General features: G+C 69.3%; 8 protein-coding genes. 2 read left to right on the top strand and 6 right to left on the bottom strand.

The window, feature by feature from the left end; genetic code table 11:
* Positions 1-248 precede the first annotated feature (248 nt).
* On the top strand, positions 249-596 hold the full coding sequence (locus tag ACFTZB_RS39370; protein ID WP_378440410.1) for a hypothetical protein: 348 nt from the start codon (positions 249-251) through the stop codon (positions 594-596).
* A 1-nt stretch (position 597) separates the two neighbouring features.
* Here the strand turns inward: ACFTZB_RS39370 and ACFTZB_RS39375 are convergent, their stop codons facing one another.
* The 5 genes from ACFTZB_RS39375 to ACFTZB_RS39395 all read right to left on the bottom strand — a co-directional run bounded on the left by ACFTZB_RS39375 (position 598) and on the right by ACFTZB_RS39395 (position 5,672).
* A complete protein-coding gene (locus tag ACFTZB_RS39375; protein WP_378440412.1) occupies positions 598-945 on the bottom strand; it encodes a UBP-type zinc finger domain-containing protein in 348 nt (115 codons plus the stop codon).
* Entirely contained in the window at positions 938-2,386 is a 1,449-nt protein-coding gene (locus tag ACFTZB_RS39380; RefSeq protein ID WP_378440414.1) for an ATP-binding protein, read from the bottom strand. Before ACFTZB_RS39380 ends, ACFTZB_RS39375 begins: the two co-directional genes overlap by 8 nt.
* 13 nt (positions 2,387-2,399) lie before the next feature.
* Complete coding sequence (locus tag ACFTZB_RS39385) at positions 2,400-4,076, bottom strand: FAD-dependent oxidoreductase (RefSeq protein ID WP_072938720.1); 1,677 nt, start codon at positions 4,074-4,076, stop codon at positions 2,400-2,402.
* An 82-nt stretch (positions 4,077-4,158) separates the two neighbouring features.
* On the bottom strand, positions 4,159-4,863 hold the full coding sequence (locus tag ACFTZB_RS39390) for a TMEM165/GDT1 family protein (protein WP_378440417.1): 705 nt from the start codon (positions 4,861-4,863) through the stop codon (positions 4,159-4,161).
* A gap of 281 nt (positions 4,864-5,144) precedes the next feature.
* Positions 5,145-5,672, bottom strand: coding sequence for a hypothetical protein (locus tag ACFTZB_RS39395; RefSeq protein ID WP_005248897.1), 528 nt, complete (start codon positions 5,670-5,672; stop codon positions 5,145-5,147).
* A 199-nt stretch (positions 5,673-5,871) separates the two neighbouring features.
* Here ACFTZB_RS39395 and ACFTZB_RS39400 point away from each other — a divergent pair, with 199 nt between their 5' ends.
* The gene (locus ACFTZB_RS39400; RefSeq protein WP_378440419.1) at positions 5,872-7,221 is read left to right on the top strand and encodes a hypothetical protein; all 1,350 of its coding nucleotides are present in this window, start codon (positions 5,872-5,874) and stop codon (positions 7,219-7,221) included.
* 3 nt (positions 7,222-7,224) lie between these two features.
* Here ACFTZB_RS39400 and ACFTZB_RS39405 read toward each other — a convergent pair whose 3' ends face one another.
* Positions 7,225-8,664, bottom strand: a complete 1,440-nt coding sequence (locus tag ACFTZB_RS39405; protein WP_378440421.1) for an amidase — start codon at positions 8,662-8,664, stop codon at positions 7,225-7,227.
* Between the last annotated feature and the right edge of the window lie 16 nt (positions 8,665-8,680).

Raw genomic sequence — 8,680 nt, forward strand, 5'->3', positions numbered from 1 at the left:
GTGGCTCCGGCGTCGGCGAGACGCTTGGCGGTGGCGGCACCGAGGCCCGAGGCGGCTCCGGTGACCAGTGCGGCGGTTCCCTGAATTTCCACAGTGCGCATCCTTCGTTTCCGGCGACCTCCGTTGGCCGACCCTGGTGACCTGCACCATAACGGTCGCTCGGTGTGACGGGGGAGGCGAGGGAAGCATTGCCGGCGGGGGAACGGGTAGTTTCTCTCGCGGGTGGAGCGACGACCGTAGGGGGACGGATGACCGAGGATCGGCTCGAAGTGGATCGGGACGCGTTGGTGCGGTGCATCGCCGCGTGCGAGGTGCTGGCGGCGGACATGCGGGACCTGCGGGAGCGGGCGCACCGCGAACTCGCACCGGAGAACTTCGGCCTCGGCGAAACCCATCTGCGGTCGGCGGCCGAACTGGCCGCGCGGTTCCGGGCGACGGCGATCGGCGGCCCTGGCGTCGCGGAAGAGAATTCGGCGGTCGGGACATTCGCCGCGCACGAGCGGTACGCCCTGGACCTGAAGGCGACGTTCGAAGCGGCGCTGACCCGGTACGACGAGCAGGACGCGGCGACGGCACAGCGTTTCGCGCAACTCTGAGTCAGTGAATGTGCGCCTGCCAGTCCGGCGGAACGCGCGAGCCGGGACCGGGAACCGTCTGCTCGACCGGCCGGTGGTGCGGCGAAATCAGTTCGGGGCCTTCGAATGCCGTCTCGGTGGCGTAGTTCCAGAACCACGACTCGCCCGGTTCGAAGCTCTGGACGACGGGGTGGCCGGTGGCCGCGGCGTGCGCGCTGGCGTGCTGTTCCGGCGACGAGTCGCAGCACCCGATGTGCCCGCACTGCGCGCAGCGGCGCAGGTGCACCCACCACCCGCCGGCGCTGTCGCATTCGAGGCAGCCGTCGCCGCTCGGCGGCACGCTCGGGTCGATTCCGTCCAGCTCACCCATCGGTGACTCCTTCTGCTGCTGCGACTTCGGGTTCGATCGGAATGCGGACCTGGAACCGGGTGTCGCCCGGTTCGGATTCCACACGCAGGTCGCCGCGGTGCTTCTTCACGACGATGCGCCAGGAGATGTCGAGGCCGAGCCCGGTTCCCTCGCCCACGGGTTTCGTGGTGAAGAACGGTTCGAAGATGCGGGACCGGATCTCTTCGGGCACACCCGGTCCGGTGTCGCCGATCTCGATGAGCGCCATGTCGCCGTCGCGCCGGGTGCGGACGGTGAGGGTGCCGTGGCCGTTCATGGCGGCGACGGCGTTGTCGATGAGGTTCGTCCACACCTGATTGAGTTCGGCGGCGTACGCGGGGATCTGCGGCAGCGTGGGATCGTATTCCTTGACCACCGTGACCGAGTCACCGATCTTGCGGCCGAGCATCACCAGCGAGCTGTCGAGCAGTTCCCGCAGGTCGATGCGCTGGTAGGGGGCACGGTCCATCTGCGAGTACTGCTTCGCGGCGTTCACGAGCGTGGAGACCCGGGCGGTGGAGTCGGCGATCTCGTTCATCAGCAGTTCGGTCTCGATGGTGTAGTTGAGCCAGCGGATCGCGCTCTCGACCATCGCTGCGTCGTCGACACTGGCGACGATCCGTTCCAGCCACGGCACGTCGAGACCCGCCTGCACGAACGTGGGCGCCAGATCCCAGCCCCCGGAGACGCCGTGGTCGTCGAACCAGTCGCCGAGTTCGTCCTCGCGGTCGGATGCTTCGAGCGGGGTGAGCGTCGGCGCCTTCGCCACCAGTTCGGCGGTTTCCTCCTGCAACCGGATCAACGTGGCCAGCGCCTGCCGGTCGTACACCCCGGACGCGATGACACCGAGTTTCTGCCGCATGTGCGACACCCGGTCGCGTAGCGACGCCGTCGCCCGGACCGCGGCGGCCGCAGGGTTGTTCAGCTCGTGCGTGAGCCCCGCCGACAGCGACCCCAGCGCGAGGAGGCGCTCCCGCTGATCGACGACCTGCTTCGCGTTCTGGTTGCCGAAGAACAGTCCCTCCAGCAGGTGCACGGCCATCGGGAACCATTCGCGCATCAGCTGCCCGAACCGGTCGGCGTCGAGGACGAAGAACTTCGACGGCGCGGTGACGCGCATCGACGCGGTGTACGTCTGGGGTGCGCGGTCGCCGAGGTACGACTGCCAGGCCCCGGAGTACACGCCCCGCTGCGACGTCCGGTTGAACTCGATGTCCTCGCCGCCCGACAGCTTGCTCAGCACGAGTTCGCCCTCGATCAGCACGTAGAAGCACGTCGCGACCTCACCCTCCGCGAACACCGGCCCGGGTTCGATCAGCTCGACGTGCCCCTTCTCGCAGAGCTGCTCGAGCTGGTGGTCGGTGAGCTTCTCGAAGAGGAACAGCGTCCTCAGCTCGGGGGGATCGCACGGAAGTCGGCTCATGGTCTGCCCCTGGTCATGGTTGGCCGATGTAGCGGTGGACGAGCATCACGGCCATGGCGCCTTCGCCGACCGCCGACGCCACCCGCTTCGCCGACTCCGAGCGCACGTCCCCGGCGGCGAAGATGCCCGGAACACTCGTCTCGAGGTGGTGCGGGAGGCGGTCGAGGGGCCAGCCGCGCGGCGGCTTGCCGTCAACGACGAGGTCGGGGCCGGACACGACGAACCCGTTCTCGTCCCGCGCGACGACGCCGTCGAGCCAGTCGGTCCGCGGGGCGGCGCCGATGAACAGGAACAGGAATCCGGCGTCGACGGTCTGCTCGTCGCCGGTCGCGTTGTTGCGCAGCCGGATCTTCTCGAGGTGCGCGTCGCCCTCGACGCCGATCACCTCCGTGCACGGCCGCACGCGGATGCGCGGGTTCCGTTCGATCTGCTGGACGAGGTAGTACGACATCGAATCCTCGAGCGACTGCGCCCGCACGACGATGGTGACCGTCCGGGCGCCCCGTGACAGGTAGACGGCGGCCTGTCCGGCGGAGTTGGCCCCGCCGACGATGTACACGTCCTGGTCGGTGCAGCGGGCCGCCTCGGTGACGGCGGAACCGTAGTAGACGCCGCGGCCGGTGAGGTCGTCGACGCCGGGCGCGGGATGTCGCCGGTACGAGACGCCGGTCGCCAGGATGATCGTGTGCGCGTCGACGGTGTCGCCGTCCGCGAACCGGACCGTCCGCGCCGAGCCGTTGACCTCGAGCGCCACGACGTCGCGAGTGGTGATCAGTTCGGCCCCGAACCGGGTGGCCTGCCTGCGGGCCCGTTCGGCGAGTTGCGCGCCGGACACGCCGTCGGGGAACCCGAGGTAGTTCTCGATGCGCGAACTCTGCCCCGCCTGCCCACCGGTGGCCGTCCGCTCGATCAGCGCGGTGCGCAGCCCCTCCGAGGCGCCGTACACGGCGGCGCCGAGACCGGCCGGGCCTCCGCCGACGACGACGAGGTCGTAGAAGTTCTCCGACGGGTCGGTCCGCAGTCCGAGATGCCGGCCCAGTTCGGTGTCCGATGGTTCCACCAGGCATTCGCCGTCGGCGCAGATCACGACCGGCAGGCGACGGCCGTCCTCGCCGGCGGCGCTGAGCAACCGCCCGCCCTCCGGCTCGTCCGACATGTACCAGCGGTAGGACAGCTGGTTGCGGGCCAGGAACTCGCGCACCTCCGAAGACCGCGGCGCCCAGCGATGCCCCACGACCTTCGTCTCCTCGGCGGGATGGTGATCGGACGACGCCCACGCCTCGAGCAGGGCGTCGACCACCGGGTACAGCTTCTCTTCGGGCGGATCCCACGGTTTGAGCAGGTAATGGTCGAGGTCGATGACGTTGATCGCCTCGATGGCCGCGTCCGTGTCGGCGTACGCGGTGAGCAGCACCCGGCGCGCGACCGGGTACAGGTCCATGGCCTTCTCGAGGAACTCGATCCCGCTCATCGCCGGCATGCGGTAGTCCGCGAGGATGGCCGCGACGGGATCGCCGCGCAGCTTCATCTGCTTCATCGCGTCGAGTGCGGATTCGCCGGATTCGGCGCGGATGATCCGGTATTTCTCACCGTATCGGCGCCGCAGATCGCGGGCGACGGCGCGCGACACCCCGGGGTCGTCGTCGACGGTGAGAATCGCAGGCTTGCCGCTCGCTACGGGATGGTTCACACACGCCCTCTCGTCCGTGAGAACTGCGAGGTACTCCAAGGACTCCGAGTATTGCCCCGGGGCGCGTCTTTGTCGACCGGGTTCAGTCCTGGTGCTGCATCTGTTCGGGCTCTGCCGCGGCAGCGCGACGGCGCCGCGACCACGCGGTGCGTCCGGCCGCACCGGCCAGCGCCAGAACGACGACGGCGCCCCCGGCGATCGGACCGGCGATGTTGCCGGGGAACAGGCCCTCGAGCAGCAGCCAGGCACCGAACGCGAAGAACAGCACGGCCGCGCCGATGCGGATGACGCTCTCGGGCAGATGCTTGCCCAGGACGGCGCCGACGACGATGGCCAGTGCGTCGGCCGCCACCATGCCGACGGTCGAGCCGATCCACACGCCGACCGTGTCGTGGTCGGTGGCGAGGGTGATGGTGGCGAGCATGGTCTTGTCGCCGAGTTCGGCGAGGAAGAACGCGGAGGTGACGGCCAGGAACGCGGAGCGGGTGGCGCGGCCCGCCTTGAGTTGCTCGTCTTCGCTGAGGTTGTCGCCGCGCAGCGTCCACGCGCCGAAGATCAGGAACGCGATACCGCCGACGACGCTGATCGCCGCGGTCGGCAGCGCGACGCCGAGGTAGTGGCCGACGGCCACGGACACCAGGTGGACCACGGTGGTCGCGACGGTGATGCCGGCGATGACGACCCACCAGCGGTAGCGCAGGGCGAACGTCATCGCCATCAGCTGGGACTTGTCTCCCAGTTCGGCGACGAAGATCACGCCGAAACTCAGCAGCGCGGCGGTCAGCACGGCACATCCTCCTCCGGTAGTGGGTCGGAGGATGAAATGGATTCCTCCGGCCTGGCAGACGCGGCGATGCGTCTGTCGGCCGAAGGTCTCGCCCACCGGTGTGGAAACCGGTCCGCCAGGCCGGGCCCGGAACCTCGCAGTGCGAGATTGCCGCGCCAGTATGTCGACACAGGCGATTGGGGGCTACTCCCCTTCGTTGTGATCCACGTTAGCGAGGGTCGAACGAAAAGGCAAAAGCGACAAGAAGTTTGGGCTCCCGGGGGCTCAAACTTCGGGTGCCCTCACGAGGCCAGCAGCATGGCCAAAACGGCGGTGTCGGGATCGCTGATCGGGTCGATGCCGACCCGGCTGACCATGGACGTCACCGTCCCGTCCGCCTCCGCCTCCACCCACGCCGCCCGGTGTTCGAGCCCGAGATGGGGCAGGCCCGGCAGCAGGACGCAACCCGAGGCGGCGCCCGCGCATTCGGGGAGCGACGGGGTGGTCTCCGACGGCGGGTGCAGCATCATCAGCGCCGGCGGCTGATGATCCGCGAAGCGGCCGGGGGCGAGCGCGAACTCCCCGAGGACGGTGCCCTCCGCCACCACGAGACCGACCGTCTCGGGTTCGGGTTCCTCGGGCAGATCCTCGTGCGCGCCGAAGACCGTGGTGGTGTGGAGCAGCCCCGGAACGCACGCCACCCGCACGGCGAGCGCCAGAAGCTGCGCCCATTCCTTGGTGGTGTCGGGCCAGCGCCCCGAAATGACGAATCCCCGCAAGGTACCCGCGGCCTGGAAGGGCGAGATGCCGATGTAGCCGTCCCTGTTCATCTCTGCCTCCTCGGTGTGATGACACGCTTCGAACATGATTCGTTCTGCACACCTCGTTGGGTACTTGAAGGATGCGCCCGACAATGCCTGGCACACAAGAGCATGGGAGTGCTAACTGCGTCCGGTGCACCCCGACGTCTCAGAGAATCCTCAGAATCGTCACAATCTGCCGCTACGAAAGCCGCCTACCCTCACCGGAATGACCTCTGAGCGCACACGGAATTCCGCGAATCACGCCCGAACCGAGTCGACGCGCAAGGTCCTCACACTGCGGCGGGTCGCCGCGGCCGCCATGGCCGGTCTGGTCCTGGCATCCGCGGGCGGGCTCGGATACGTGTTCCTCGGCGACGGCCCGGCCGACAGCCGGACCGTGGCGATCGTCAACACCGACGCCGGCGCGACCGTGGACGGAAAACCGGTGCGGGCGAGCGACACCCTGATCGAGAAGCTCGAGGCGAACGAGGCGTTCGACTGGCAGGTGGTCGACGCGGGCGCGGCGGCGGGCGGCGACTGGTTCGCCACGGTGACCGTGCCCGAGGACTTCAGTGAGGCCGTCTCCTCGGTGTGGGGCGCGAAGCCGCGGCAGGCGACCCTCGACGTCGACGTCGCGGGCTCCGACTCCGCGGCATCCGAGGAACTGTCCGGGGTGGTGTCGTCCCAGATCGGTGCGGACGGCATCACCGATCTGCTGGCGGACATGTCCTCGTCGCGGACGCGGTTCCAGCAGGCGGGAATGACGGCCGGGTTCCTCGCGGCCGGGACCGCCGCGGCGGACGATGCAGCGCAACAGCTCACCGAGGGCGCCGACACCCTGCTCCCGTATCTCGAGACGGCCCGAGCCGGGTCGGTGCAACTGCTGGAGGTGGCCGATCGGGTGGCGGGCGTGGTCGGTGAGACGTCGGGAACGGCCAACGGCCTCGCGGACCGGCTCAGTGCGCTGGGACTGACCCTGGGCGAGGCGAACGACAGCGCCACCCGGATGCGCACCAGGATCGACGACGCGATCCGCGTCCTCGACGGCACTCCCGTTGCACCGGACGTGGTCCCGTCGCTCCGGCAGGTCGGTGCAGATCTCGACCTGCTGTCCTCCCAGCTCGGTTCGGTGCCGGGTCTGCTGGGCGGACAGGTGGGCCCGGACACCGACCTCGGCGAACTCGTCCGCGTCGCGATGGGGCAGCTCACCGACGCCAGCAATCAGCTGAGCAGCGGTGCGCGGCAGTTGAACGACGGCATCGTCCCGATCGCCGATCAGGCGCCGGAGATGCTCGACGGCGCCACCTCGCAGATCGTCGACGGGTTCGCGAAGCTGAAGACGCTGTCCGGGCAGCTGTCCACGGACCTCAACAATGGGGTCGCGGCGATGCCGGTGCGCACGGCGGCCCAGCAGAACCAGTTGGCGACGGTGCTCGCCGAACCGGTCGCGGTGACACGCACGATGTCCGGGCCCTCGCCGATCCTCACCGCCGAGCACCTCGCCGTCGGCTTCGGCATCACCACCGTGCTGCTCGCCGGCGCCGTCGTGTGGATGGGCCTGCGCCGCAGGGCCTGATCGTCAGCCGGCGTCCTGGATCCGACGCCACGGAGTCGCCTGCTCGAGTTCGAACGCCAACTCGAGCAGGGTCCGCTCGTCGCCGTGGTCGGCCGAGAAGTGCGACGCCAGCGGAAGACCGCGGGACGTCTCGTGCATCGGCAGCGAGATGGCGGGCCCGCCCGACGCGTTGTTCAGCGGTGTGAACGCCGTGTAGGCGATCAGCTTGTCGAACAGTTCCTCGAAACCCTGTGCCGGCGAGAGGTATCCGAGTTCCGGAGTGGTGTGGGCCAGGGTGGGGGACAGGATCACGTCGTACTTCTGGAAGATCTGCGCGTACTCGCGGTACGTGCGCCGCAGCCGGTACAGCACCCGCGGCGTCTTCGCGATGTTCTTGCGGTACATCGCGGCGAGTCCGCGCGTCAGGTTGTCCGTCGCGTCGCGGTCGAAGTCCGGTCCGAGCATCCGTTTGCCGTTGCTGGAGATGACGAACGACAGGAACCCCCAGTAGATGCAGAAGTCCTCGACGAACGAGGTGCCCACCGGCATCGGGCACTCCTCGACGTGGTGGCCGAGATCCGCGAGAAGATCGGCGGTCGCGTGGACCGATTTGCGGGTCTCGTCGTCGGTGCGGGACGCGGTGACCGAATCGACCACCACCCCGACCTTCAGTCGGGTGCTGCTCGGCCCCTCGACCAACCGGATGGGCGGCAGCGCGGGATTGCGGTAGTAGCGTTCGGCGGCCGCCATCCACCGCGCGGTGTCCCGCACCGACCGGGTGACGGCGCCCTGCGCGATGATCCGGATCGGCAGGGTCTTGTCCATGGCGTCGGGGACCGTCCGCCCGCGGGACGGTTTCAGGCCGACGAGCCCACAGGCGGCGGCGGGGATGCGGATGGATCCGCCACCGTCGTTGGCGTGCGCGATGGGCACCACCCCCGAGGCGACGAGCGCCGCCGAACCACCCGACGACGCACCCGGCGAGAACGCGGGATTCCACGGATTGTGTACGGCCTCCGCGTCCATGAACTCGGTGGACGCACTGAACCCGAACTCGGGCAGCCTGCTCTTGCCCAGCGAGAGCACGCCGGTGGACAGGTACTGCGCGACGAAGTCGCTGTCCACCCGGGCGGGTTTCGCCGCGAACGCGACGCTGCCGTGCTGGGTGGGCAGGCCCGCGACGTCGACGTTGTCCTTGACGACGGTGGGCACTCCCGCGAACACGCCCTCGTGCGGGCGGTCCGCCTCCGCCAGCGCTCGGTCGAAGTCGGCGAACGCCAGGGCGTTCAGCGCCGGTCCGACCGACTCGGCGCGCGCGATCGCCGCCTCCGTCACCTCACGGACCGACACCTCCCCGGTGGCGATCCGGGCCGCGAGGGCGGTGGCGTCGAGGTCGCCGAGCGCGTCGTCGCGGAAGGCGTGGACGACGGTGTCGTCCCTGGCGGGGGTGCTGAACTCGGTCACTCGAAAAGCCTATTGG

It is taken from the genome of Rhodococcus sp. NPDC057014 (assembly GCF_042673295.1).
Taxonomy (GTDB): Bacteria; Actinomycetota; Actinomycetes; order Mycobacteriales; family Mycobacteriaceae; genus Rhodococcus_F.